The sequence below is a fragment of the Legionella geestiana genome, assembly GCF_004571195.1.
GTDB classification, from domain to species: domain Bacteria; phylum Pseudomonadota; class Gammaproteobacteria; order Legionellales; family Legionellaceae; genus Legionella_B; species Legionella_B geestiana.
This window is the reverse complement of record NZ_CP038271.1, coordinates 1,874,003-1,897,722: the sequence shown is the minus strand read 5'-3', so window position 1 is coordinate 1,897,722 and position 23,720 is coordinate 1,874,003. Positions and strand designations below refer to the sequence as shown.

Here is a 23,720-nt window from a genome sequence, read left to right as displayed (position 1 = left end):
GCCCCGCAGTATCCGTGCAATCAGGCAAAAAAATGCTCGAGGGCTTCCTGCAAATGTCCAACGGCGACCACTTCCATATCACCGGCCTGGCGCGGGGCATTCGCCTTTGGCACAATCGCGCGGCGAAACCCGTGCTTTGCCGCTTCGCGCAGCCGCTCCTGGCCGCTTTGCACCGGGCGGATTTCACCGGCCAGTCCCACTTCGCCAAAGACAATGGTTTCGCGGCAGAACACGTGATTGCGAAGGCTTGAAACCACCGCAGCCAGAAGTGCAAGATCAATCGCCGTCTCACCGACACGCACCCCTCCCACCACGCTCACGAAGACATCCTGGTCAAACGTGGCAATGCCCGCATGGCGGTGCAAAACGGCCAGCAGAATGGCAAGGCGGTTCTGCTCAAGACCCGCCACAACCCGCCGTGGCTGCCCGCCGTGCGCTTCATCAACCAGTGCCTGCACCTCAACAAGCATCGGGCGTGAACCTTCCCAGGTGACCATCACGGCGCTGCCGGGAGCCGGGTCGGGTTGTCGCGAAAGAAAAATTGCCGAGGGATTTGCCACTTCACGCAGCCCGCGGTCGGTCATCGCAAACACCCCAAGCTCGTTGACGGCTCCAAAGCGGTTTTTGATGGCGCGAATCACACGAAAACGGCTGTCTCCCTGGCCTTCGAAATAGAGCACGCAGTCGACCATGTGCTCCAGTACGCGCGGACCTGCGAGGCTGCCATCCTTGGTGACATGACCGACGATAAACACGGAGGTTCCTGTCATTTTGGCAAAACGCACAAGCTGGGCTGCGGCTTCGCGCACCTGGCTCACGCTTCCGGGCGCTGATGTCAGCGTATCGGTGTAGATGGTCTGCACGGAATCAATCACGAGCGTTCGCGGCCTGGCACGTACCGCCTGTTCAAGGATGGACTCAATGTGCGTCTCTGCGAGCAGCGAAAGCCCTGAAAGCGGCAGCTGCAGACGGCGTGCGCGCAGGGCCACCTGTTGCAGGGATTCCTCACCGGTTACATAAAGTACCGGCTGATGAGCAGATAATGCCGCAAGCGTCTGCAGCAGCAGCGTTGATTTGCCAATGCCGGGGTCCCCGCCAATCAGAACCACCGCACCATCCACAAGCCCCCCGCCAAGCACGCGGTTTAATTCCGAAAGCCCACAGTCCGTGCGCTCACGTGCCTCAAGGCTCACATCCTCAAGCGCCACAATCACGGAGCGTTCATTGGCATAATTTCCACGGCGACTGTCAGGACGCGCTGGCATGCGCGCCTCTTCAGAAACCGCATTCCATGCCCCGCACTGGGTGCACTGCCCTGCCCACTGTGTGAAGACTGCAGCACATGCGCTGCATACAAAACGCGTTTTAGTTTTCATGGTTTACTCTGCCGGTTGCCCAAGGAGCGGGAATTCTCTACACTCCTTCTTTTCGCCACAAGGGTAGCGCACTTCATCATGAACCGGAATGCTTTTCAATGGGCGGTAGTCGGAGCCGGTCCCGCCGGTATTGCCGCTGTCGGTAAACTGATGGACGAGGGTGTGAATCCGAAGGATATTCTCTGGCTGGACCCTGATTTCAGCGTGGGCCATTTTGCGCGTTGCTGGAGTCAGGTGCCCAGTAACACGGTGGTGCAGAAATTTAATGATTACCTGAATAACTGCAGGGCTTTTGCCTATGAGCGCTGCCCTGAAGAACTGCGCCTTGACCACCTGTCCCCGGATAAAACCTGCATGCTCGCGGACATGGTTAAGCCGCTTGCCTGGATAACCGGGGAATTGATGAAGCAGGTTCAGACACATCGCTTAACGGTCGAAGACCTTCATCTGGCGCACCGCTCCTGGACGTTGACCGGCGGCAGTGAGGCTTTTCTTGCGCACCAGGTGATTCTTGCCACCGGCGCCCAGCCCGTGGCGCTTGAGTCGCATCACCAGAATGCCCTGGCACTGGAGACTTCCTTAAATCCTGAACTGCTCGCAAAAGCGGTTAAAGCACACGATACCATCGGCGTTTTTGGCGCGTCTCACTCCGCCATCCTTGTGCTTAAAAACCTGGTAGACCTTGGGGTTCGGCGCATTATTAATTTTTACCGCTCACCCTGTCGTTATGCACTCGACATGGGGGGGTGGATTCTTTTTGACAACACCGGCCTCAAGGGTGACGCCGCAACCTGGGCGCGAGAACATCTGGACGGCATGCTGCCCGCCAACCTTGAGCGCCATCTGTCAACGCCCGAAAATCTTGAACGCTTTCTGCCTGCGTGCGATTGGGTCATTGGGGCGATAGGTTTTTCCCGGCAGCACTCGCCGCATCTGCGCGGATATGGCAAAATTGTCCATAATCCAAAAGTCGGCATCATTGCACCAGGCCTCTTCGGGCTTGGCATAGCCTACCCGGAAGTGCGTTCAGACCCCTTTGGCAATGAGGAGTCCCAGGTGGGACTCTGGAAATTCATGGATTACCTCAACCGGGTCATGCCGGTCTGGCTGAAATACACACCATGACAGCGCATTGAGTCACTTAAGGAGCTTCCATGAGCAAACCCGTACCGTTTGAAAAATCCATCGCTGAGCTGGAAACCATTGTGAATCTGCTTGAAAAGGGCGACCTTGCCCTTGAAGAGTCACTCAAGCAGTTTGAAAAGGGCATACTGCTCGCACGAAAATGCGAAGAAGTATTGCGCGAGGCTGAACAGAAAGTTGAACTGCTGGCAGCGACTGCGCTGCCAGGCGCAGGAGAGCCTGATGCGTAATGTGGCAGAGGACGCCGTCTTTGATACCTGGCGCACGCGGGTAAATGAAACACTGACAGATATCCTCGAAACCTTTCCAATTGCCGACAATCGCCTGCGACAGGCCATGGCGCACGCCCTTTTTCCCGGTGGCAAACGTATTCGCCCGCTGCTGGTCTACTTTACCGGAGCATTGTTTGACATCCCGTTAAGACCACTTGATACCATCGCGGCCGCCATCGAGCTGGTGCACACGTATTCTCTGGTACACGATGACCTGCCTGCGATGGATAATGACGATTTACGCCGCGGTCTTCCCACCTGTCACCGCGCATTTGATGAAGCCACTGCCATTCTAGCGGGCGATGCCCTGCAGTCACTCGGCATCGAGGTCTTAACGACCCGGCTCGCTGACTGCCTGACGGCAAAAACAACTCTCACTATCGCTGGTATCCTTCTGCATGCAAGCGGTGCTGCCGGCATGGTGAGCGGTCAGAGTCTCGATCTTACTGTTTTGCAGCAGCCGAATGTGCCTGAAATTGAATTGCGCCGCATTCATGGCCTCAAAACCGGTCGCCTGATAGAAGCCTGTGTACGCATGGCACTTGCAGCAGGCGAGGTAGACGGTGAAGACGCGCAGCATCTTTTACACTTTGCCAAAGACACCGGCATCGCCTTCCAGATTCAGGACGACTATCTTGACCGCTACAGCGCGCGCGAAACGCTTGGCAAGGGCCAGGCCTCGGATGCCGTCAACGCCAAAACTACGTTTGCGAGTCTCTATGAGCGGGATTCGCTGGCCGCCCTGTTGGATGCCCAGTTTGCAAAGGCCCTTCAACATCTCGCGCCATTCGGGGCGCGCGCAGACGGATTGCGCACGCTCGTGCAGGCGCTTATGGCACGAACGCACCACACGGAGAGCGCATCATGCAATTCCTCGAACACATAAAGTGGCTGAACCTGTTTTACGCAATCCTGCTCTTCAGCTCAGGCTACATCCTTGCCAAATGGGCAGGCACCCTGATTGAGCGCACCATTGAAAAACACTTCTCAAAACACCAGGCGATGCTTGCACACCGCCTTGCGTTTTATCTTTTTTTCGTGGCGTTTGCCGTCTGCGCCCTGCAGCAGCTTGGGTTTAATCTGTCAGTACTTCTGGGAGCCGCCGGTATTTTTACGGTTGCACTGAGCTTTGCCTCACAAACCGCAGCCTCCAATCTCGTGAGCGGTGTATTTCTCCTGTTTGAGCGTCCCTTCAAGGTAGGCGACCAGGTGCAGGTGAATACCGTCTCCGGTACGGTTGAAGCGATAGATTTGCTGTCCACCAAAATCCGCACGTCCGATAATAGACTGGTGCGCGTTCCTAATGAGTCGTTGATAAAATCGCAAATTACCAACCTGAGCTATTATCCTACGCGTCGAGTGGATATCCCGCTGATAGTTTCCTGGAAAACAGATATAGACGCGCTCGTGCCTCTGCTGCACACGCTGGCGCTCGAAACGCCGCATGTACTCAAAAATCCAGAGCCACAGGTGGTTATTGATCAGTTTAACGAGTCATCCATCCAGCTCATGATGAAGGCGTGGACAAAAAAGGCGAATGTTTCCGAAGTCACCAACACCCTGCGAACGGCAGTTAAACACCTCTTTGACGAAAAGGGCATTGAAACTCCTTCACCGCAAATCACACTCACACGGGAGGCCTTATGAACGGTACGCGCGTTGCGTTTCTCGCCACTGGAGATGAAATCGTTTGTGGCGATACGCTAAACAGCACCAGCCGCTATTTCGCAAACCAGCTTGCCAGCGAAGGCTTTGTTACTGGACGCCACCTTGCCTGCAGTGACTCTGAAGAAGATATCATCGGCTGCATGGAGTTTCTGGGCAAAAACCATGATGTATTGATTATTACCGGCGGCCTTGGCCCTACATCAGACGATAGAACGCGTTTTGCCCTTGCCCACTGGCTGAATGTATCGCTGCACGAGTTTCCAGAAGCGCGCGAGCACCTGACGCATCACCTGCGAAACAGCGGATTCGCATTGAACGCCGGCAATCTCCAGCAGTGCCTGTTTCCAGAGGGCAGCACCCTGCTGCCTAATCCCAATGGTACCGCACTCGGTGCATATGGGTTCTGGAACGGCCGTCACATCGTGCTTCTGCCAGGCCCGCCTCGGGAAGCGCTGCCCATGTTTGACAATCACGCTTTAAAGCTGCTGCAAAACTGCCAGCGCACCGACAGCGTACTGCTTAAATGGCGCCTCTTTGGTGTTGCGGAAAGTGTGCTCAATCAAACCATGGAAGAGGCGTTGAAGGGCGTGCCCTGCGAAATTGGCTATCGCCTTGACTCGCCATACATCGAGTTTAAAGTGCGTACGTCAGCAGAGATGGTTGAGCGCGTGCGCGCGATTGTTGACCCCATCTGCAAGCCGCTTATTCTGACACCTGACGGGAAAAAAGCTTCCGAGCTGCTGCGCGAAGCAATTGTGGCGCATAAAATACCGCTCTCGATTCGGGACGATGTCACGGGTGGGGTGCTTGAATCCCTGCTGCACACCCCCGATACGCACCCATGGCTTTCTTTTCAGCCGAGTGCGCATGCAGCAATTCAGGTCCATCTGCAGGGGCTTGAGGCATTCTGGAACAGTCAGCCGAACGTTCAGGAAACCACTGTTCAGGTGCGAATAGAAAGTGCAAACACCAACTGGCAGGATATGCATACCCTGCCATTTCGAAGCGCCATGGTTGTGCTCAATGCTGCCGAATGGCTAAGCTTCCGGATTCTGCATGGACTCAATCTGCTGCATCAGTGAATACACCAGCGGCTCAGTGCCCTCACCCGTGAGGGCTGAGACTGCAAATACAGGCCCCTTCCAGTCGAGCTCGGCCACGACACGGTCAATTGCTTCCTGGCGTTCATCACCACTGAGCGTATCTATCTTGTTGAGCACCAGCCAGCGTGGTTTTTCAAGCATTTCGGGGCTGTAGGCCTCAAGTTCTCGCAGAATCACCCGTGCAGACTCTGCCGGTGACGTGCCGTCAATGGGCAGAATATCGAGCACGTGCAGGAGAATGCAGGTGCGCGAAAGATGCTTTAAAAAGCGCTGGCCAAGGCCCGCGCCTTCGGCAGCCCCTTCAATCAAGCCCGGAATATCGGCCATCACAAAGCTTTTATGCCGCCCGGCCTGCACCACACCAAGATTGGGATAAAGCGTTGTGAAGGGATAATCCGCGACTTTCGGGCGCGCGCTTGAAACGGCACGAATCAAGGTAGACTTACCGGCATTAGGAAGGCCAAGCAGCCCCACATCGGCAAGTACCTGCAGCTCAAGGCGCAGGTGTCGCCCCTCGCCCGGAGTGCCTGGCGAAGTCTGGCGCGGTGCACGGTTAATACTGCTTTTATAACGGGTATTGCCAAGACCATGAAAACCGCCCTGGGCAATCAGCAGACGCTCGCCGTTCTCGCGAATATCTCCGAGCAGTTCGCCGGTGTCGATGTCATGCACGAGGGTTCCCAAAGGCACCTGAATAATCAGATCATCGCCTTTTTTACCGGTACAGTTTCCGCCCATGCCGGGTTGACCGTTTTCGGCCCGGTAGTGGCGCTGGTAGCGAAAATCGAGCAGAGTATTCAGGTTCGCGTTACCCTCAAGGAACACACTGCCGCCATCGCCGCCATCGCCGCCGTCAGGGCCGCCGCGCGGCACGTATTTTTCACGGCGAAAACTCAGGCAGCCATGCCCGCCATTCCCGGCTTCAACCCGGATAATCGCTTCATCAACAAATTTCATTATTTAACTACCGGATTGGAGCAAAAAATTCCGCGCAAGCAAAATCCCCCGCACAGCATGGCCGAGCAAATGCCGGCCTGCCCTGCAGGGGATTAAGATACTGTGTCACCGAGACAACCCCGCGATTACTCAGCCGCTTCTTCAGCAACGGCATCAATCACGATGTATTGACGGTTTTGGGCGCCTCGCGTCACAAAGCGTACGATGCCCGCAGCCAGTGCGAACAGCGTATGATCACGCCCCATGCCAACACCCATGCCGGCGTGGAAACGCGTACCGCGTTGACGAACCAGAATTTCTCCAGCCGCGACATACTGACCACCATAACGTTTTACGCCAAGGTACTTAGGATTCGAGTCGCGACCGTTGCGGGTACTCCCGCCAGCTTTTTTGTGAGCCATTGCTGTCCCCTGTTATTTGCTTATCGCAGTGATTTTAACCTGCGTGTAATGCTGCCGGTGACCCATACGCTTCATATGGTGCTTACGGCGGCGAAACTTGATGATTTTAACCTTTGCGTGGCGCGCATGCGCAACAACTTCTGCCTTGACAACAGCATTGGCAAGCAGCGGCGTACCACAGGCGATACTCTCGCCATCGGAAACCATCAGCACTTCTGAAAACTGTACCACGTTACCCACATCTTCAGGCAGCAGCTCTATCTTGAGCATATCGCCCTCCTGGACGCGGTATTGCTTACCGCCAGTCTTGATTACCGCATACATATCTCTATCTCCAACACGCCGCATGGCTTTCGGTCAACAAAGTGGCATATTCTATGAAATTAACCAACCGACTTCAAGTTGAATTTAAATTATTGTATACTGCGCCACCCTTTCCGCGGTTTTTCGGCCCTTTGTCGGAACGTGGGTGTGCTTTCTGGTCGCGGAATGTACACTGGGGAACCCTATAATCTGGAGATGAATATGATTTTACTGCACGCTGAAACAAGAACCGACCTGGGGAAAGGTGCGAGCCGCCGCCTGCGTCGTCTTGAAAACCTGGTTCCTGGTGTTATTTACGGCGGGAAAAAACCGGCACACTCGATTCATGTGAGCCACAACAAGCTGGCGAAGGCCCTCGAATGCGAAAGCATTTTTTCCAGCGTTTTTGACATCAAGGTGGATGACAAGGTTGAGCACGTTATCCTGAAGGACCTGCAGCGCCACCCGTGGAAACCGGTTATCCTGCATATGGATCTCCAGCGCGTTGACCCCAAAGATATCCTTGTCAAATCCGTACCGCTGCACTTCCTGAACGAGCAGACCTCTAAAGGCGTTAAGGCCGGTGGTATTGTGAACCACGCTCTGACACAGGTTGAAGTCCGCTGCAAGGCAAGCCAGCTGCCGGAGTTTATCGAAGTTGACCTCGCTGAAGTGCTTCTGAACGGTGTTGTCCACCTGTCTGATCTTAAACTGCCCAAGGGCGTGCGCCTGACTGCTGATATCTCTGATGCCAGCCATAACCATCCTGTTGTCAGCATCCACACACCTAAAGTCGGCGCTGTTGAAGAAACAGAAGCTGAGGGTACTGAAGCCCCTGAAGCACCATCTGAAGAAGCGTAACAGTAACACCCGCTGCCCATGGCTTACGGCTCTGGGCAGCATTCTTTATTAATGTCGAACTGGATGCAGGTATGGCCATCAAGCTGATAGTCGGCTTGCAAAACCCCGGAAGCACCTACGCTGACACTCGCCATAATGCGGGTGGCTGGTTTGCCGAACAATTGGCAGAACATCTGCGCACGCCTTTCAAACCTGAAAAAAAACTGCATGGAACACTTGCCCTGCTCGCGCGTGACGGGCACACCTGTCGAATCCTTCTGCCTGATACCTTTATGAATCACAGTGGTCGGGCCGTACGCGCAGTCAGTCAGTTTTACCGCATTCTGCCCGATGAAATTCTTGTGGCACATGATGAGCTTGATCTTGCCTGTGGGCGCATCAAACTTAAAAGCGGTGGCGGGCATGGGGGTCACAATGGCCTTCGCGATATTATCAGCCAGCTTGGCAGCAATGATTTTCACAGGCTTCGCATCGGCATTGGCCACCCGGGACATAAAGACCTTGTTCTACAGTATGTTCTCGGAAAACCGCCCATCGCCGACAGAAACGCCATCGATGAAGCCATCACGCGCGCATGTGGGATTACTCCAGAGCTGCTCGCAGGCAATTTGGCCGCGGCGATGAACCGCCTAAACAGTTGAGGTAAAAATTATGGTTTTAAAATGCGGTATCGTAGGATTGCCAAATGTCGGCAAATCCACTCTGTTCAACGCCCTGACCTCTGCTGGTATTGAAGCGGCGAATTATCCCTTTTGCACCATTGAGCCAAACAGCGGTGTGGTAACCGTTCCCGACCCGCGCATTGACGCCTTGAACGCCATCGTTAAACCGCAGCAGTCACTGCCGGCGACCATGCAGTTCGTGGACATCGCCGGACTGGTAAAAGGTGCCTCGCGCGGTGAAGGGCTTGGTAATGCGTTTCTTGCGAATATCCGCGAAACAGATGCCATTGCCCATGTCGTGCGCTGTTTTGAAAACGATAACATTATCCATGTTGAGGGACGCATCAACCCGCTTGATGATATTGAAGTCATCAACACGGAACTGGCACTTGCCGACATGGAAACCGTTGAAAAAGCACTCCTTAAGGCGGGAAAAAACAGCCGCAGCGGCAACAAGGAAGGCATCTTTGAGAAAGAAACGCTTGATAAAATCCGCATCCACCTCGACGCCGGCAACCAGGTACGAACGCTGCCGCTGACACCCGAAGAACAGGCCATAGCAAAGCGCCTTTTTCTGCTGACGGCTAAACCGGTGCTTTATATCGCGAATGTCAATGAATCAGAGCACGAAAACAACCCATTGCTGGACAAAGTCCGCGCGCACGCCCTCTCCGAAGGTGCCAACGTGGTCGCGCTCTGCGCCGCTACGGAAGCCGAGTTGATGGAGCTTGAGGAGGAAGAGCGCAACGAGTTTATGGAATCCTTAGGTCTTGAGGAACCCGGCCTGCACCGTGTTATACGTGCTGCCTACGACTTGCTGGGTCTGCAGACGTATTTCACCGCCGGCGTGAAAGAAGTACGCGCATGGACCATCCACAAGGGTGATACGGCACCGCAGGCAGCAGGGGTGATACATACCGACTTTGAAAAAGGCTTTATTCGCGCCGAGGTCATCGCCTATGACGATTTTGTAGCGTATAAAGGTGAGCAGGGTGCAAAAGAAGCCGGAAAACTGCGCCTTGAGGGCAAGGAATACATTGTACGTGATGGTGACGTGATGCATTTTCGGTTTAACGTGTAGCTCAACACATCAGAGCCCCTGAGCATCGGATGGGGTCTTGCCATCCTCCTCTTTCCATGAAGCGCTGTAGCCTGGGCTGACAAGCCCAGGGATAGGTGCGCGAGATGACATCCGATGCCGGGCTTCGCGCCGCTCAGCCCAGCCTACCGCACAATTGTAAATAATTAGCATAATGCCGTAGCCTGCGCTGATAAGCGCGGGATGGGATGCATGATAAAAACATCCGGCCAACGGCGATGTCCAATGCCGGGCTTCGCGCCGCTCAGCCCAGCCTACCGCACAATTGTAAATAATTAGCATAATGCCGTAGCCTGCGCTGATAAGCGCGGGACAGGATGCGCAAAAAAATACACCCGGCCAACGGCGATGTCCGATGCCGGGCTTCGCGCCGCTCAGCCCAGCCTACCGCACAATTGTAAATAATTAGCATAATGCCGTAGCCTGCGCTGATAAGCGCGGGATAGGATGCGCGAAAAAAACACCCTGCCAACGGCGATATCCGATGCCAGGCTTCGCTGTGCTCAGACCAGCCTGCATATTCAATGAAATCAATAACATAACGCAGCCTGGGCTGATAAGCCCAGGAATCATCAATACCGGTAATAATCAGGCTTGTAAGGTCCTTCTACCGGAACACCGAGGTAGCGTGCCTGCTCTGAGCTAAGTTCTGTCAGCTTCACGCCGATACGCTCAAGATGCAAACGCGCGACTTTTTCGTCAAGATGCTTTGGCAGCACATACACTTCGTTCGAATAGCGCTCAGCGTGCGCGAAGAGTTCGATTTGCGCCAGCACCTGATTGGTAAACGAAGTCGACATCACGAAGCTCGGGTGCCCTGTCGCACAGCCAAGGTTCACAAGACGGCCTTCCGCAAGGACAATAAGACGCCTGCCATCAGGGAAAATAACATGATCAACCTGCGGCTTGATGTTCTCCCAGGGGAACTGGCGCAGGCTCTGAATATCAATTTCAGAGTCAAAATGACCAATGTTGCAGAGAATCGCCTGGTTTTTCATGCGCTGCATGTGCGCGAGTGTCACCACATGGAAATTTCCGGTCGCCGTCACCAGGATATCTACGTCTTCTGCCACCTCATCAAGGCGCACTACACGGTACCCTTCCATGGCGGCCTGAAGAGCGCAAATCGGGTCGATTTCGCTAATCCAGACCTGCGCCCCCTGACCACGCAGTGCCTGCGCACAGCCCTTGCCCACATCGCCGTATCCGAGAATAAGCGCGGTTTTACCGGCAATCATGACATCGGTTGCGCGTTTGAGGCCATCAAGAAGCGACTCGCGGCAGCCATAGAGGTTGTCAAACTTTGATTTGGTAACGGAATCATTCACGTTAATGGCGGGCACCTTAAGCTCGCCCTTGCGCGCCATGTCATAAAGACGCGCAACACCGGTTGTGGTTTCCTCGGAAATGCCGCGAATCTCTTCTAAAAGATGCGGGTATTTTTCATGCACAACGAGGGTTAAATCGCCGCCGTCATCCAGAATCATGTTGGGCGACCAGCCATCAGGACCCTTGAGCGTCTGCTCCACACACCACCAGTATTCTTCTTCTGTTTCTCCCTTCCATGCAAACACCGGGACGCCGGTAGCGGCAATAGCGGCTGCCGCGTGGTCTTGCGTGGAAAAAATGTTACAGGATGACCAGCGCACTTCAGCGCCCAGCGCCGTCAGCGTTTCAATCAGTACCGCCGTCTGGATGGTCATGTGCAGACAGCCGGCAATGCGCGCCCCCTGCAACGGCTTTTGCAGGCCATATTCTTTGCGAAGCGCCATCAAGCCCGGCATTTCTGTTTCCGCAATCGCGATTTCACGTCGTCCCCAGGCAGCAAGGCTCATATCTTTTACGCGGTAATCCCCGCTGCTGACCACCTTTTCGAGTATGCGCTGTTCCATTTACAATGCCCTCCGCAATGCATCAACCTTGTCAAGACGCTCCCAGGGAAAACCCTCGCGTCCATAATGTCCATAAACCGCTGTCGCGCGATAAATGGGTCGTAACATATCATGATGCCGGATAATTCCCTGCGGCGTCAGGTCAAAATTATCGTGAATCAGTTGAATAATGGCCGCATCATCAATCCGACCGGTGCCAAACGTTTCGACAAATACGGATGTGGGTTCAGCCACACCAATCGCATAGGAAACCTGAATTTCACATTTATCGGCAATGCCGGCTGCCACCAGATTTTTTGCCACATGACGCGCGGCATAAGCGGCAGAACGGTCTACTTTTGAGGGGTCTTTGCCTGAAAAACAGCCGCCGCCATGACGGGCCATGCCACCATAGGTGTCAACGATAATTTTACGCCCGGTCAGCCCACAGTCACCAAGTGGTCCACCGATGACAAAGCGCCCTGTGGGATTGACAAGATAACGCGTTTGGTCAGTGAGCCATTCTGCCGGAATCACCGGGCGAATGATATGCTCCACCACCGCTTCAAAAAGATCTTTTTGATCAATTTCAGGCGCATGCTGTGTCGAAAAAACAATCGTATCGATGCCCACAGGACGACCGGCTTCATAGCGCATGGAAAGCTGGCACTTGGCATCGGGACGCAGCCAGGAAAGCGTGCCATTTTTACGCACTTCAGCCTGGCGCGCCATTAAAAGATGGGAATAGGCAATGGGTGCCGGCATGAACACATCCGTCTCACGTGTCGCATACCCAAACATAATTCCCTGGTCACCCGCTCCCTGAACGCCGCTTACCGTATTATCTACGCCCTGCGCAATATCAGGAGACTGGCGGCCAATGGCCGATAAAACGGAACAGGTTTCCCAGTCAAAGCCCATACCGGAATCGTTATAACCGATGTCTTTAATAACACTGCGCACCAGGTCTTCCACATGCACATGCGCCTTCGTGGTAATTTCACCACCGACAAGCACCATGCCGGTGTTGACAAAGGTTTCACAGGCGACCCGTGAGTGCGGGTCTTCAGCCAGCAGCGCGTCAAGAATGGCATCGGAAATCTGATCAGCAACCTTATCAGGATGTCCTTCTGATACCGACTCGGAGGTAAATACATACTGTTTGTTCACACTTCATCCTCTAATCATTTACTGCCACAGGGCAGGCGGGTTTTGCAGAGGGCATAGTGAGACAGGCTCAACGTCTGCAAAACGATTGAGCCGATTATAGGGATTTTTTGCATGCCAATCAAACAGAGTTGCCTAAAAAGACTACACTCAGCACTGGCTTGACATGGACGGCGCCGCTTTCTCATCCAATCGTGAAAGCGCCTCATCAATACCTGCGCTGCAACTGTTCTTGTCTCTTCTATACACAGAGTTAAACAGCGGATTTTCTGATGAGGAGCCAGAAAATTCGACCTGCGTTGATGTGGAGGCCAGTCCCATACGCTGGTAGAACCCCCGTGCACGCACATTACTGTCGGCCACCTCAAGCGAAAGCGCACTGACAGCTGGATGTTTACGCAGCTCCGAGTAATTGGCCTCGAGCAGCAGGCGACCAAGGCCGATGCCCTGCACGGATGACAAAAGATACAATTTATCCAGACGGGCTGTCGCACCCTCAAGGCACAATAAACTAAAGCCTTGCAGCGCGCCGTCTTTGTTAAATACCCCTAAAAGGCGATTAGCGGGATTTGTCACCCAGTCGTTAAGGGCAGCATCGCTGTAAATTTTTGCAATCCAGTCCTCAACGATTGCGGGGGCCGTTACCGAAATATCCGCCGCATACGTTTCCCGAAACGACTGTTCAGCCACCTTTCGCAACGCTTCCAGCTCATGCGCCTGAACCGGTCGAATGCTATAGCCCATTTTCTCAAGCTGTCTTTCAAAAAAACCAAACATAGGCTCCTCCCTGAGTCTACTGGTTGATAATGCTACTTTTCCCCTAAAGCATTCAAAATGTGGTGAATAGATACATTTTCATCATAAAAGCTTGTACGGATTTGTACAATGGGGCCGCCACCGCAAAAAACGCATGTATGTGCTTGCACACGCGCAAGACCATATGCTACTAATGCCCCCATCACTGCTTTTGCTCAAGGATTGAGTCCGTGTTACACAAGGCCGCAGCACACGAATATCTGTTAGAAGAAATCGAGGCGGATAATTACCGCCTTTTACGAGAAGAAGCCGGTACCGGTCAACACACGGTGCTGTCTCGTTTTGTTCAATTGGCATCAACGGAATCAGTGAAAATCCTCTTCAATAAAGAAATGTATCCTTTTGGAGACGAAACATTTCGAAACCATCTCATCACGTATCTCGTCATTCATGCACCTGAGAAAGCATGGTCGCTTATAGAAAGTGATAATTATGGCTTTTTATATCTCGCGAAATTATTTAGTTTTACGAGCTTTCTGGAGTGTATCGTTAAAAACCTGGCTCCGGAGCGCTTAAGAGCGTTAATAGCTTATGATGATTATGATCTCTTTAGCAGTTACGCAGCCCGCGAGGGCAACCTTGAGTTCATGAAACTACTGGCGCTGCACGCACCCGATTGCACGCAGGCCATGATTAAGGCTCAGGGGTATGGGGCGTATCTGGCAGCTTTCAACGCGGGCCATCAGGACATCCTCTCCTGGCTCGAAGAAACGGTTGAACCGGCATGCCTCGCTGAAATGAAAATGTACTTCCCCCATGCAAGGTTAGATTCCGCCATAGACACAGCCCAAAAAAAATATGCGGTAGTTGAAGAACGCATAACAGAAGGCGCTTTTTTGTGGCAAGCTTCTAAAAAGGGACACGCACCCGTTTATCTTTTTAGTACCTCCCACTATATACCTGTCGATTTGGCCGAGCGTTTTGAAGGTTTACTGGACAATTTCCTTGATAAAGTAGACACCTTGTTTACCGAACATGATGTCCCTCCCATGGAAATCAGGAGGGAATATGTCCCGCATCCTAATCTGACGTCTCTTGATGAGCTCGCGTGGGATAAAGCGGCTCGGATGGGGAAGCGTCAGAAGATACTTGAAAATAGAGAGATACTTTTTGCGGGCCTTGAAGGACTGGACGAGTCAAGAGAATCATCAGAAACTGTTTCGTACTTTGCAGAAAATTCGGATGAAGTCAGAGCTTTTTACAATGTATATTTTAGCAATCCCTGCCTGATTAAATCCGTGAATAAAGGGCATAGTGAAATTCGCAACATGCTTTGGATGGAAGCGATATTAGCAGAATCCGCCAGTCAGCGCCCCTGTCTGGTAGCTGTTGGTGCTGCCCACAATCTGGGAATCTATGGGCTGCCCAATTTACTGGCTCATGAAGGATACGCGCTGACACCGCTTGCAAAAACTGCTCCCCCCTCTGCTAAAGACCTCTTGCGCGATTTACTGAGAGGCCCCCGTCTGTCTTTTTTTCGAAGGAATGCCCCCTCGCTACCCACAGAGAGCCTTGAGGCAGCGCCAGCAGGTGCTGCCCTTCCACTCAGCCCATAGTCGCCCCGTCAGAGGGCGCGCTTAGACCTTTTTGACAAATTCCGACTTCAGTTTCATGGCACCAATGCCGTCAATCTTACAGTCGATATTGTGATCACTCCCCGGATGCAGACGAATGTTTCTGACTTTCGTACCCACTTTGACAACCTGGGAAGAGCCTTTTATTTTTAAATCCTTAATAACACTGATGGTGTCACCGTCATTCAGGATGGTTCCATGCGCGTCTTTCACGCATTCTGCAGGGTCTTGCGCTGTATCGGATGCTTCCTGTGTCCATTCATGCGCGCATTGCGGGCAGATAAGAAACGTGCCATCGGTATAGGTGTAAGCTGCGTCACACGCGGGACAATTCGGCAGTTGTGTCATGATGGTTATCCTGATGGTTGACTAAAGGGGTTGGGGTTGGTGATTGCAGCGCCTCAAGAAGGCCTGCACAGTTTTCAAAGACATGGCTTTTCGCAATCCATTGATGAATGCCTGTTTTCTCAAGATGTTGACGCACCGTGTGATTGGCTTCACAAAGATACACCTGTACGCCGCGATGATGGAACGCTTCAAGAATCTCACGCAATGTCTGCAATCCGGTCATATCGATAAAGGGAACATTTTTAAGGCGAAAAATAATCGCTTTAGGGTCGGTGTGCGTGACTGCGAGCGCGCGTTCAATTTTTTCTGCCGCCCCAAAAAAGAACGGGCCTTCTATCGTGTAGACGAGCGTATCGGGCGGCAAGGGTGCCAATTCCTCGTTAAAAGCTTCGGGGCGGGCTTTTTCAACCGTCACCGCCTCTACCATACGGCGCATAAACAGCAGGATGGCGAGCAGTACGCCGACATTAACGGCAATCACAAGATTCGTGAAAACCGTTAAAAAAAAGGTCGTTACCAATACCAGGACATCCGAACGCGGAGCATGCAGGAGCATGTAGCGAAAATGCGCGATATCGCTCATGTTATAGGCCACCACAAAAAGAATCGCGGCAAGGGCTGAGAGCGGAATATGCTTTGCAAGCGGCGCCAGCACCCAGACCACCAGCAGCAAAAAAAGCGAGTGCACAATCGCCGCAACAGGACTGTTCCCCCCCTGCCGCACATTAGTCGCCGTACGTGCAATTGCACCAGTAGCGGCAAAACCACCGAAGAGAGGCGCCAGCACGTTGGCAAGCCCCTGACCGATTAATTCCTGATTGGAATCGTGCCGGGTTTTCATAAGGCCATCAGCAGCAGATGCTGAGAGCAGCGACTCAATCGCGCCAAGGAGCGCAATGGTAAAAGCAGGCCCCAAAAGGCTGTAAACCAGGGGCCAATTCAGTGCCAGTGGTTGAAAAGTCGGTAATGCTGAGGGAATACCCCCAAAGGTGCTGCCAATGGTGGCAACCGTTTTAAAATGGAAATGTGCCTGCAAAGCGGTCGCCACAAGCATGGCCACCAGCGGGCCTGGAATGTTCTTCACGCACTTTGGAGTGAGCCACATCAGCATCAGACAGAACAGCGCCATTGCCGTGGTTGCGATATCAAGGTGCGGCAGCGCCTGTATCAGCGCGAGCATTTTTACAGAAAACGCGCTCTCAGGCGGCAATTGCAGCGATAAACCAAAAAAATCATTCCACTCGCTGAAAAAAATAATCACGCCTATACCGCTCGTGAATCCCACTATCACGGATACAGGAATAAATTTAATGACGTTTCCAAATTTCATCACCCCCATCATCAGGAGCATCAAACCCGCCAGCAAGGTTGCCACCTGAAGACCTTCCACACCAAAACGCGCCGTAATACCGGAAAGAATGACGACAAAGGCACCGGTGGGACCAGCAATCTGCACCCGGCTGCCGCCGAAAATGCCAACAACAGCTCCCGAGACAATCGCCGTATAAATCCCCTGCGCCGGCGACACACCAGAGGCAATGGCAAAGGCAATGGCAAGCGGCAGTGCCACAATTCCGACAATCAATCCCGCGCTTGCATTTTTAACCAGATTCTGCGGCTGCAGCAAACCTTCGCGATACGCTTCCAATAGGGCAATCATAGTGCAGTGTCATTCCTGTTTCTTGAATTCTGATAGGATGTGATGAAAAATCTTCAAACGAATCGAGGTCTTCGCATGTGGTTTAGCCTGCAAAACCAGCACGTCACGGTACAGATTATAGCGAAACCAAACGCAAAAAAGACAGCGCTGGTTAAAATTACCCCAGAAGGGTTACACATTGCACTTCATGCCAAACCGCATAAGGGCGCGGCGAATAAAGAACTGACAGTGTTTCTTTCTGATTTTTTCGCGATTCCCAAAAGCCGGATAACCCTTAAAACCGGAGAAAACAGCCGGCATAAGCAGGTGGTAATGCCATTGACCGATGCACTGCAGGAGAGGCTTGAAGCATTAGGACAACTGTTAAATCAAACATCTGCTTAGGGCGTGTCCTCATTCCATGATATGGCTCCCCGCCTGCGCGCTGAGGAATCCCGACATATTTTTGTACAGCGGGCATGCGGGTTCCGAACCATGCGTTGGCACCGTGCAACCTCCTGAATGGGTCCCCGCCTTCGCGGGGAAGACCGAAACCCTGTCATTCCCGCGAAATCAGGGAACCCATCCCTGTATTGGCACTGTGCCTTTTCAGGGATAGTTCCCTGCCTCCCACGCTGAGGAATCCCGACATATTTTTGTACAACGAGCATGCGGGTTCCGAACCATGCGTTGGCACCGTGCAACCTCCTGAATGGGTCCCCGCCTTCGCGGGGAAGACCGAAACCCTGTCATTCCCGCGAAATCAGGGAACCCATCCCTGTATTGGCACTGTGCCTTTTCAGGGATAGTTCCCTGCCTCCCACGCTGAGGAATCCCGACATATTTTTTGCGAAAAATAACATAATCACGGATTTGTATGCACTTCAAGTTCTCAGTAACTCATCAAAGCCTTGTCTGCGCTGGTTGAAACTGGCCCGCTGTACAAAAATATGTCGGGATTTCTCAGCGCCTGCACGGGGACGACACTGTTAAACCGGAGTGAGTATTTACAACTCCAGCCATGATTTTTTTCTGTTTTATAAGCCCCCACAATTGATCATATTTAATTATTGATGTACACTAATTGCCCTAATTTTTATGGCACCGGAGTGAAAAAATGGCAGCCCATGCTGACAGCGTTCAAGCGAATATCCAATCCTCAGCGTCTGACCTGCTGACGTACTTAACACATGCCGAGGCAACCATACTGGATTACAAAACGCTGTTTGACCATATGAAATTTTGTTACGCACGGGATTTAGAAAAGAGCGATGCAGCTGAAGCATTGAAAGAGCGGGTGAAGAGCATGCTCAAAGACTCTCCCAATCTGTTTGAAAACAAGGATTTTAGCAAGACCGGGCACCTTCAGTATTTATCATTAAATTTTAAAGACTTAAACTGCAGCGTAGATGAGCTGACTGCAAAAATTGCGGCAAGCAAAAGCAGCGTTCATCCATCAGACCAGAATGCACAGGCCATGAATGCAGCAGATTTTGCCATCATCAGAATTTTTCTCGTACTTCACTTTATGGCTGACGAACTGCCGTTCGAAATTAAACTCCAAAAGAGTGCAAAAACTGAACGCATGCTGGCAACAGCCGTTGAACACATAGAAGCCGCTATTCTCGATATTCTTGCTCGCGCGCTTAACCGAACAGAATGGAATGCGCTTGGAACCGGTGTATCGGGCATGTTTGGCAGGGCGCCTGAAGGTATTCGCAATATGCGCGCCCTTCTTGCAAACCCGGCACTCACCCCTGCCGAGAAATTTTCGGCCATTCAGAAAGAAGCCAGGCTTCGGACAGCGCCAGATGAAACAACACGTGATAGCCGCGTTCAAGACCTGTATGAGACGCTCAGTCAGCTGCCAGAGTCCCTCATCGAGGTTGCTAAAAACCCGGTGCTGCTACAGCAGCTCCGTGGTCAACGGACGGTTGCCAAAGAAACAGCCGCACCTGCTCCCGCAGCCCCTTAAGCACCTCGCACATTCAAGCAAGTCTCAGGCAGGCACCTGCGGCATCATCTCCCTTAGCCCCTCGGTGAGTCTTACCGAGGGCTCCCAGTCGAGGAGCCTGCGTGCGCGGGTGATGTCAGCAAGGGTTTCCATGGCATCGCCCCTGCGGCGTGGGCCAAACACCTGACGCGTTGAAATCCTGTCCGCAAGCTCCTGCACCGAAGTGCTCGTGCCGCTGCCGATATTAATCACTGCATGGCGAACTGGCTTTTCGAGGGCCGCGATATTCGCACGCACCACGTCTAATACATGCACAAAATCTCGCCGCTGCAGGCCATCTCCATGAATTTCCAGCGCCTCTCCCCGTTTTAATTGCTCAAGAAAAATCCCAAGCACCAGGGCATAGGCCCCGCTTTGCGGCTGGCGCGGTCCGTAAACGTTGAAATAGCGAAGAATTACAGCCGCAAGATTATGGCGCGCATCAAAATGCAGACAGTACTGCTCGCCCACGTATTTTGAGAGCGCATAGATGTTGAGAAAGTCTCCTGACATCTCTTCACGGTGCGGGGCAGGCTGGTTACCATAGAACGTGGAGGAACCGCTGTAAATGATTTTTTCAACGCCCGCATCGCGTGCTGCCATCAGCACGTTTTGCGTCCCCAGAATATTCACTTCTCCACAAAGGTGCATGAGGGCTTCTGAGGGTGCTGAGCGCGACATGGCTGCACAGTGAAAAACGGCTGAAACCCCGTCCATGGCCTTTTCACAGTCGGTAAAAGAGGTGATATCCCCCTCAATAAACCGGGCGCCAGCGGGAACGTTTTCTCGACTGCCATAGACAAGATTATCGAGCACGCGCACGCCATAGCCGCGCAAGAGCAGCGCCTCACACAGGTGGCTGCCAATAAATCCGGCGCCTCCGGTCACCAATACCTGTTTCATGGGCTTATCTCTGTAAGTTGTTCTCTGAAAAAAGTGAGGTCTTCAGGCGTGTTAATGCCGCGCGCCTCGCGCGAATCGCTGACGGTAAACGTCTGGATATCCCACGACTCCCGCGCAAGAAAGGGCAAAAAGGGCAGAAAATTAAGCTCGCGCGTTTCCGTACCTTCAGGCGCACTCGCACGATAGCGCTGCCAGGCGTCTGATAAACCGGAAACGGTCAACCCAAATACTCCGACATCCGACCAGCCATATCCGGGCATGATGTCCCCTTCCCGCGACTGTCGCACGCCCTGCAGCTGCCCATCCTCAGAAAACACATAGTCGACATAGGGATTTTCCATCAGCACCTGCGGCAGAACAACACGCTGTCGCGCGCCCTGAAGCCGCCTCACGGTTTTTTGCAGCGTTTCTGAAGATAAACCCGCCTGGTCGCCCCATACCACAACAATCGCCTGTGCCTCTGACCACACGGAATACGCGCAAAAAAGCGCATCCCCCATGCCCCGCGGTTCCGGCTGGAGGCTCACGGAAGCAAATCCACGCGCAATGTCCGTCTTAAGAGCGTGGGTAATCAGGGGGAATCCAGCCGGTGACGCAATGACATGAAGGTGGTCAAGCACACTCAGTACCCGGCGCATCCGTGACCAGACGGTCTCGGTGTCTGACAGGCGCAGCAGTAATTTGGGCAAATCAGCACCTAGGCGTGTACCAAGACCTGCTGCCGGGATGACCGCGCAAACCGTCATTCGCACTACCTCCTGAATGTACTTAAAAGATTTTTAAGTCCGCGCCGCACCCGCCAGCGCGGATCGGCAAAACCTGCATAAGTGCGATAATTGACAGGAAGCTCGGCGATTTCAACGTTGTGCTGAATGAGCCAGGCGGCAAGGCTGACCGGCGTTCGCGCGCGACACAGCGAGGCCTCGCCAATGGCCGCCTGCAGACGGCGGCGCTTAAAGACACGAAATCCGGTGAGCGGGTCGGAAAACACCATGCCAAACCGAAAGGCAAAAATACCGCTTACGAGCAGCGAGCCCCACAGGCTGCAGGTACCAAGCACACGCCGCTCACCATAGGCCGCACGAATAGACGCGCGAAACTGCGCGCGACTCTGGTTGCGAGAGCCAAAAACTGCGCCATAATGGCTCTGCTCAAGCAGTGTGATAGCACGCAAAACATCCCGTATGTGGTATTTTCCATCACCGGCCACCACAATCAGATATTCTGAATCCCGGTGCTGGTACCAGTCGAGAAAATACCCAACTTCTGGAAAAGCGCCCTTTCCTGACCACTCCCGTACCTCCATCAGATTGCCAGGCACGGGCTCTTGGATAGATGCATGGTTAAGGGTGAGGGTCACGCGGGAAAAATAATGTCGCCAGTCTGCCTCCAGCACTTCTTCATACAATTCCCCAAGTCCACTGGAGCGCTTGTGGATATCCACAAACATGTCTGCCTGCGGCAGGGTATCATCCGTTGGTTTCGCCCAAAGCGCGAGTACCTTTGCTACGATGGCATGACCGTTGTGCACATATTGACGATAGGCATTGGCAAAATTTCCCGCGATAATCGCAGCATGCCGGTACTCGGGCTGGTGCTGCAGCGTCCTCCCAAAAATACTGTTGTTATCGACAAACACGTGGGTAATCACACCGTGTGTATTATCCATATCCCCAAGACAGGCAAGCGCATTATTGACAATGCCCTCCCCACTCAGGGACTGGATATCATGGTCTGGCCCAAGATTAAGCACCAGCGCTTTAACAGGAGCTTTCGCCTGCGCAATAACTTCTCCGGCGATGCGATAACTGGGAAGCAGGGAAGAATGCTGGGTACCCGGACCATAAAGAATGATATCCGCGTCCCTTAAGGCTTCTTCTGCCTCCCGAGAAAGCCGTGGCAGACGCTCAAGTGCCCTGAGCCTCTGCTCACGCTCATCCACATTCAAGGGTTCGAGTGACTGCAAAAAGGCATCATCCAGTTTTTCTTCAAGAAAGAAAAATTGACGGATAGGCACCTCTGACTGCTCGCCAACGATTTTTGCCTCCGAGGTCAGCACTTCACCATTGTCTTTAAGTCCGACAAGGATACGGTTCTCGCCCTCGCTCACATTGACAAGCATCGCCCGTGAACAGGCCAGTTCTGCAATCTCGCAGGTGGCGGCATTAAAATCATAGTGATTTTTCAGATAGGCACCGGCAAAAATCAGATTGCCAAGCGCACAGTCCCTGTAGTCAAACGCTGAAGCTTCACATCGTGCATAGTCGAAAAACACGGTCAGCAGCGCACGCACCCTGGCAGCGATTGCCGGTGTCAGTGTTCCAAAAAGCGCTCGCAACGGTTCTGGCAAGTTTTTACGCTTCTCTCTTTGCAACCAGGTTTCGAGCGCCTGTATCGCCGTTTCGGCCTGTGTCGCGGGAAAACGATATTCCAGTAAATGTTTCAGCGCATACTGGCTTTCTGAATAGGGGTCGAGCAGACAGGAGAGGTTTTTACGAAAGTCAGAAGGCCCGAGCATCTGTGCGATAAAATCACGCAATGCTCCTGTTGAAAGGCCATCGTCATACGCATTAACCACGAGCGTGAGTGCCACATTCGCATGGCGAAGCCACTCATGGATAATGGTCGCACTTCCCCGTCCCCCACAAAAGAGCACTACACGGATTGGGCGTAACGCGGGCTCCTGACACTTATTCTTTTGCGACCCGTGCGGTTTTTTCATAAGAAACCCGTAATATGTTGCGGTTGATAAGCAAAAGGCGCAGTGCCAGGTAGGCGGTAAAAAGCGCGCGGTGCACGCTGTCGCGCATGAAGCGCAGATGGCTTCTGCCATATTCGCGCGCGCGGTGCTCAATATCAACTTCAGCAAGAGGCGCCCCGCATTCAATAAGGCGCGCGGTAATTTCCGTGGAATAATTCATTCCGCGCGCTTCAAGCCTCAAGGCGCGCAAAAGGTTACCCTGCACCAGTTTGCAGGCCGAATTAAAATCCCGAAGCCTTGTGCCATGCAGGCGGTTGCAAATCCTGCTGGATACTGCGCTGCCAAAACGTGCCAGAGCATTATCTTTTTTGCAACGCACGCCAATAACCGCCTGCACACGCGCTGTTTGCAGCGTTTTAGCCAGACGCTCAAGATTTTCAACAGGAAACTGGCCGTCCGTATCCATGAGGAGCACCCAGTCTTTTTGGGTATGCAAAATCGCCTGCGCAAGTGCTGCACCTGCGCCTTCGTTATGCGGGAGATGAATGGGACGAATTTCAGGGTTTTCGGCCGCGAGTGCGTCAAGCAGTTCGCCAGTGCCATCGCTGCTGCCGTCGTTACATACAACAATTTCAAAGGACAAAAGCCCGGAATAATTGCGCAGATACTCGACCCAGGCCAAAAGGACTTCAGCAAGCCCCTCTGCCTCGTTGTAGGCCGGCGCTGCTATTGAAAGATGCTGTAAAACCGGCACCCTGCCTCCGTGTCTGTCATGCACTATCCCTGGGATGATGCAGAGCCATTGCCTGCACAGTAGAACCTAAAATATACTGAGCCCTCACTGGCAAGTCAACGTCAGTATT

24 protein-coding genes are annotated in these 23,720 nt (G+C 53.1%); 11 read left to right on the top strand and 13 right to left on the bottom strand.

Annotation, left to right across the window (positions count from 1 at the left end; genetic code table 11):
* Positions 1-20: 20 nt before the first annotated feature.
* Positions 21-1,376 carry a DNA repair protein RadA gene (gene radA / locus E4T54_RS08505; protein WP_028386817.1) on the bottom strand — a complete coding sequence of 452 codons (1,356 nt, stop codon included), beginning with the start codon at positions 1,374-1,376 and terminating at the stop codon, positions 21-23.
* A 78-nt stretch (positions 1,377-1,454) separates the two neighbouring features.
* Here radA and E4T54_RS08500 point away from each other — a divergent pair, with 78 nt between their 5' ends.
* The 5 genes from E4T54_RS08500 to E4T54_RS08480 are packed head-to-tail and all read left to right on the top strand — an operon-like array spanning position 1,455 to position 5,541.
* Complete coding sequence (locus E4T54_RS08500; protein WP_028386816.1) at positions 1,455-2,501, top strand: FAD/NAD(P)-binding protein; 1,047 nt, start codon at positions 1,455-1,457, stop codon at positions 2,499-2,501.
* 29 nt (positions 2,502-2,530) lie between these two features.
* Positions 2,531-2,749, top strand: coding sequence for an exodeoxyribonuclease VII small subunit (locus E4T54_RS08495; protein WP_028386815.1), 219 nt, complete (start codon positions 2,531-2,533; stop codon positions 2,747-2,749).
* A complete protein-coding gene (locus E4T54_RS08490; RefSeq protein WP_065230368.1) occupies positions 2,742-3,677 on the top strand; it encodes a polyprenyl synthetase family protein in 936 nt (311 codons plus the stop codon). Before E4T54_RS08495 ends, E4T54_RS08490 begins: the two co-directional genes overlap by 8 nt.
* On the top strand, positions 3,656-4,438 hold the full coding sequence (locus E4T54_RS08485) for a mechanosensitive ion channel family protein (protein ID WP_035902886.1): 783 nt from the start codon (positions 3,656-3,658) through the stop codon (positions 4,436-4,438). The genes E4T54_RS08490 and E4T54_RS08485 overlap by 22 nt, the downstream gene beginning before the upstream one ends.
* Positions 4,435-5,541 (top strand): competence/damage-inducible protein A, encoded by a 1,107-nt coding sequence (locus E4T54_RS08480; RefSeq protein ID WP_028386814.1) that lies wholly within the window; start codon positions 4,435-4,437, stop codon positions 5,539-5,541. The genes E4T54_RS08485 and E4T54_RS08480 overlap by 4 nt, the downstream gene beginning before the upstream one ends.
* Here E4T54_RS08480 and cgtA read toward each other — a convergent pair.
* The 3 genes from cgtA to rplU form a co-directional block, all read right to left on the bottom strand.
* Positions 5,497-6,519, bottom strand: a complete 1,023-nt coding sequence (gene cgtA / locus E4T54_RS08475; protein ID WP_028386813.1) for an Obg family GTPase CgtA — start codon at positions 6,517-6,519, stop codon at positions 5,497-5,499. The two genes, E4T54_RS08480 and cgtA, sit on opposite strands and share 45 nt — an antisense overlap.
* Before the next feature lie 125 nt (positions 6,520-6,644).
* On the bottom strand, positions 6,645-6,920 hold the full coding sequence (gene rpmA / locus E4T54_RS08470) for a 50S ribosomal protein L27 (RefSeq protein ID WP_028386812.1): 276 nt from the start codon (positions 6,918-6,920) through the stop codon (positions 6,645-6,647).
* Positions 6,921-6,932: 12 nt separating this feature from the next.
* Positions 6,933-7,244 carry a 50S ribosomal protein L21 gene (gene rplU / locus E4T54_RS08465; RefSeq protein WP_028386811.1) on the bottom strand — a complete coding sequence of 104 codons (312 nt, stop codon included), beginning with the start codon at positions 7,242-7,244 and terminating at the stop codon, positions 6,933-6,935.
* A gap of 195 nt (positions 7,245-7,439) precedes the next feature.
* On the opposite strand from rplU, the gene E4T54_RS08460 reads away from it, so the two are divergent.
* The 3 genes from E4T54_RS08460 to ychF all read left to right on the top strand — a co-directional run bounded on the left by E4T54_RS08460 (position 7,440) and on the right by ychF (position 9,827).
* A complete protein-coding gene (locus E4T54_RS08460; RefSeq protein ID WP_028386810.1) occupies positions 7,440-8,084 on the top strand; it encodes a 50S ribosomal protein L25/general stress protein Ctc in 645 nt (214 codons plus the stop codon).
* Between the two features lie 71 nt (positions 8,085-8,155).
* A complete protein-coding gene (pth, locus tag E4T54_RS08455; protein WP_028386809.1) occupies positions 8,156-8,725 on the top strand; it encodes an aminoacyl-tRNA hydrolase in 570 nt (189 codons plus the stop codon).
* 10 nt (positions 8,726-8,735) lie between these two features.
* Positions 8,736-9,827, top strand: coding sequence for a redox-regulated ATPase YchF (gene ychF / locus E4T54_RS08450; protein WP_028386808.1), 1,092 nt, complete (start codon positions 8,736-8,738; stop codon positions 9,825-9,827).
* A 590-nt stretch (positions 9,828-10,417) separates the two neighbouring features.
* Here the strand turns inward: ychF and ahcY are convergent.
* The 3 genes from ahcY to E4T54_RS08435 form a co-directional block, all read right to left on the bottom strand.
* Positions 10,418-11,680, bottom strand: coding sequence for an adenosylhomocysteinase (gene ahcY / locus E4T54_RS08445; protein WP_425324514.1), 1,263 nt, complete (start codon positions 11,678-11,680; stop codon positions 10,418-10,420).
* A 57-nt stretch (positions 11,681-11,737) separates the two neighbouring features.
* Positions 11,738-12,886: a methionine adenosyltransferase gene (gene metK, locus E4T54_RS08440; RefSeq protein ID WP_028386805.1), complete on the bottom strand. Its 1,149-nt coding sequence runs from the start codon at positions 12,884-12,886 to the stop codon at positions 11,738-11,740.
* A 147-nt stretch (positions 12,887-13,033) separates the two neighbouring features.
* Positions 13,034-13,660 carry a GNAT family N-acetyltransferase gene (locus E4T54_RS08435; protein ID WP_028386804.1) on the bottom strand — a complete coding sequence of 209 codons (627 nt, stop codon included), beginning with the start codon at positions 13,658-13,660 and terminating at the stop codon, positions 13,034-13,036.
* A 209-nt stretch (positions 13,661-13,869) separates the two neighbouring features.
* Between E4T54_RS08435 and E4T54_RS08430 the strand changes: the two genes are divergently transcribed.
* Positions 13,870-15,255 (top strand): TraB/GumN family protein, encoded by a 1,386-nt coding sequence (locus E4T54_RS08430; protein ID WP_028386803.1) that lies wholly within the window; start codon positions 13,870-13,872, stop codon positions 15,253-15,255.
* Between the two features lie 21 nt (positions 15,256-15,276).
* Here the strand turns inward: E4T54_RS08430 and E4T54_RS08425 are convergent, their stop codons facing one another.
* Both E4T54_RS08425 and E4T54_RS08420 read right to left on the bottom strand, forming a co-directional pair.
* Positions 15,277-15,621 (bottom strand): zinc ribbon domain-containing protein YjdM, encoded by a 345-nt coding sequence (locus E4T54_RS08425; protein ID WP_028386802.1) that lies wholly within the window; start codon positions 15,619-15,621, stop codon positions 15,277-15,279.
* Positions 15,590-17,281 (bottom strand): SulP family inorganic anion transporter, encoded by a 1,692-nt coding sequence (locus E4T54_RS08420; RefSeq protein WP_051550966.1) that lies wholly within the window; start codon positions 17,279-17,281, stop codon positions 15,590-15,592. The genes E4T54_RS08425 and E4T54_RS08420 overlap by 32 nt, the downstream gene beginning before the upstream one ends.
* Positions 17,282-17,323: 42 nt before the next feature.
* Between E4T54_RS08420 and E4T54_RS08415 the strand changes: the two genes are divergently transcribed.
* Positions 17,324-17,665 (top strand): DUF167 domain-containing protein, encoded by a 342-nt coding sequence (locus E4T54_RS08415; RefSeq protein ID WP_238582817.1) that lies wholly within the window; start codon positions 17,324-17,326, stop codon positions 17,663-17,665.
* 712 nt (positions 17,666-18,377) lie between these two features.
* Entirely contained in the window at positions 18,378-19,235 is an 858-nt protein-coding gene (locus tag E4T54_RS08410) for a hypothetical protein (protein ID WP_028387490.1), read from the top strand.
* Positions 19,236-19,259: 24 nt separating this feature from the next.
* On the opposite strand, the gene E4T54_RS08405 is transcribed toward E4T54_RS08410, so the two are convergent.
* The 4 genes from E4T54_RS08405 to E4T54_RS08390 are packed head-to-tail and all read right to left on the bottom strand — an operon-like array spanning position 19,260 to position 23,611.
* A complete protein-coding gene (locus E4T54_RS08405) occupies positions 19,260-20,156 on the bottom strand; it encodes an NAD-dependent epimerase/dehydratase family protein (RefSeq protein WP_028387491.1) in 897 nt (298 codons plus the stop codon).
* Positions 20,153-20,902 (bottom strand): NTP transferase domain-containing protein, encoded by a 750-nt coding sequence (locus tag E4T54_RS08400; protein ID WP_028387492.1) that lies wholly within the window; start codon positions 20,900-20,902, stop codon positions 20,153-20,155. Before E4T54_RS08400 ends, E4T54_RS08405 begins: the two co-directional genes overlap by 4 nt.
* Positions 20,903-20,907: 5 nt before the next feature.
* Entirely contained in the window at positions 20,908-22,878 is a 1,971-nt protein-coding gene (locus E4T54_RS08395; protein ID WP_162150902.1) for a 2-phospho-L-lactate transferase CofD family protein, read from the bottom strand.
* Entirely contained in the window at positions 22,847-23,611 is a 765-nt protein-coding gene (locus E4T54_RS08390) for a glycosyltransferase family 2 protein (RefSeq protein ID WP_028387494.1), read from the bottom strand. Before E4T54_RS08390 ends, E4T54_RS08395 begins: the two co-directional genes overlap by 32 nt.
* Positions 23,612-23,720 lie beyond the last annotated feature (109 nt).

Coding starts and splice junctions, on each gene's coding strand:
- radA (WP_028386817.1), bottom strand. CDS start 1,376: ATGAAAACTAAAACGCGTTTTGTATGCAGCGCATGTGCTGCAGTCTTC.
- E4T54_RS08500 (WP_028386816.1), top strand. CDS start 1,455: ATGAACCGGAATGCTTTTCAATGGGCGGTAGTCGGAGCCGGTCCCGCC.
- E4T54_RS08495 (WP_028386815.1), top strand. CDS start 2,531: ATGAGCAAACCCGTACCGTTTGAAAAATCCATCGCTGAGCTGGAAACC.
- E4T54_RS08490 (WP_065230368.1), top strand. CDS start 2,742: ATGCGTAATGTGGCAGAGGACGCCGTCTTTGATACCTGGCGCACGCGG.
- E4T54_RS08485 (WP_035902886.1), top strand. CDS start 3,656: ATGCAATTCCTCGAACACATAAAGTGGCTGAACCTGTTTTACGCAATC.
- E4T54_RS08480 (WP_028386814.1), top strand. CDS start 4,435: ATGAACGGTACGCGCGTTGCGTTTCTCGCCACTGGAGATGAAATCGTT.
- cgtA (WP_028386813.1), bottom strand. CDS start 6,519: ATGAAATTTGTTGATGAAGCGATTATCCGGGTTGAAGCCGGGAATGGC.
- rpmA (WP_028386812.1), bottom strand. CDS start 6,920: ATGGCTCACAAAAAAGCTGGCGGGAGTACCCGCAACGGTCGCGACTCG.
- rplU (WP_028386811.1), bottom strand. CDS start 7,244: ATGTATGCGGTAATCAAGACTGGCGGTAAGCAATACCGCGTCCAGGAG.
- E4T54_RS08460 (WP_028386810.1), top strand. CDS start 7,440: ATGAATATGATTTTACTGCACGCTGAAACAAGAACCGACCTGGGGAAA.
- pth (WP_028386809.1), top strand. CDS start 8,156: ATGGCCATCAAGCTGATAGTCGGCTTGCAAAACCCCGGAAGCACCTAC.
- ychF (WP_028386808.1), top strand. CDS start 8,736: ATGGTTTTAAAATGCGGTATCGTAGGATTGCCAAATGTCGGCAAATCC.
- ahcY (WP_425324514.1), bottom strand. CDS start 11,680: ATGAGCCTTGCTGCCTGGGGACGACGTGAAATCGCGATTGCGGAAACA.
- E4T54_RS08435 (WP_028386804.1), bottom strand. CDS start 13,660: ATGTTTGGTTTTTTTGAAAGACAGCTTGAGAAAATGGGCTATAGCATT.
- E4T54_RS08425 (WP_028386802.1), bottom strand. CDS start 15,621: ATGACACAACTGCCGAATTGTCCCGCGTGTGACGCAGCTTACACCTAT.
- E4T54_RS08420 (WP_051550966.1), bottom strand. CDS start 17,281: ATGATTGCCCTATTGGAAGCGTATCGCGAAGGTTTGCTGCAGCCGCAG.
- E4T54_RS08415 (WP_238582817.1), top strand. CDS start 17,324: ATGAAAAATCTTCAAACGAATCGAGGTCTTCGCATGTGGTTTAGCCTG.
- E4T54_RS08410 (WP_028387490.1), top strand. CDS start 18,378: ATGGCAGCCCATGCTGACAGCGTTCAAGCGAATATCCAATCCTCAGCG.
- E4T54_RS08405 (WP_028387491.1), bottom strand. CDS start 20,156: ATGAAACAGGTATTGGTGACCGGAGGCGCCGGATTTATTGGCAGCCAC.
- E4T54_RS08400 (WP_028387492.1), bottom strand. CDS start 20,902: ATGACGGTTTGCGCGGTCATCCCGGCAGCAGGTCTTGGTACACGCCTA.
- E4T54_RS08395 (WP_162150902.1), bottom strand. CDS start 22,878: ATGAAAAAACCGCACGGGTCGCAAAAGAATAAGTGTCAGGAGCCCGCG.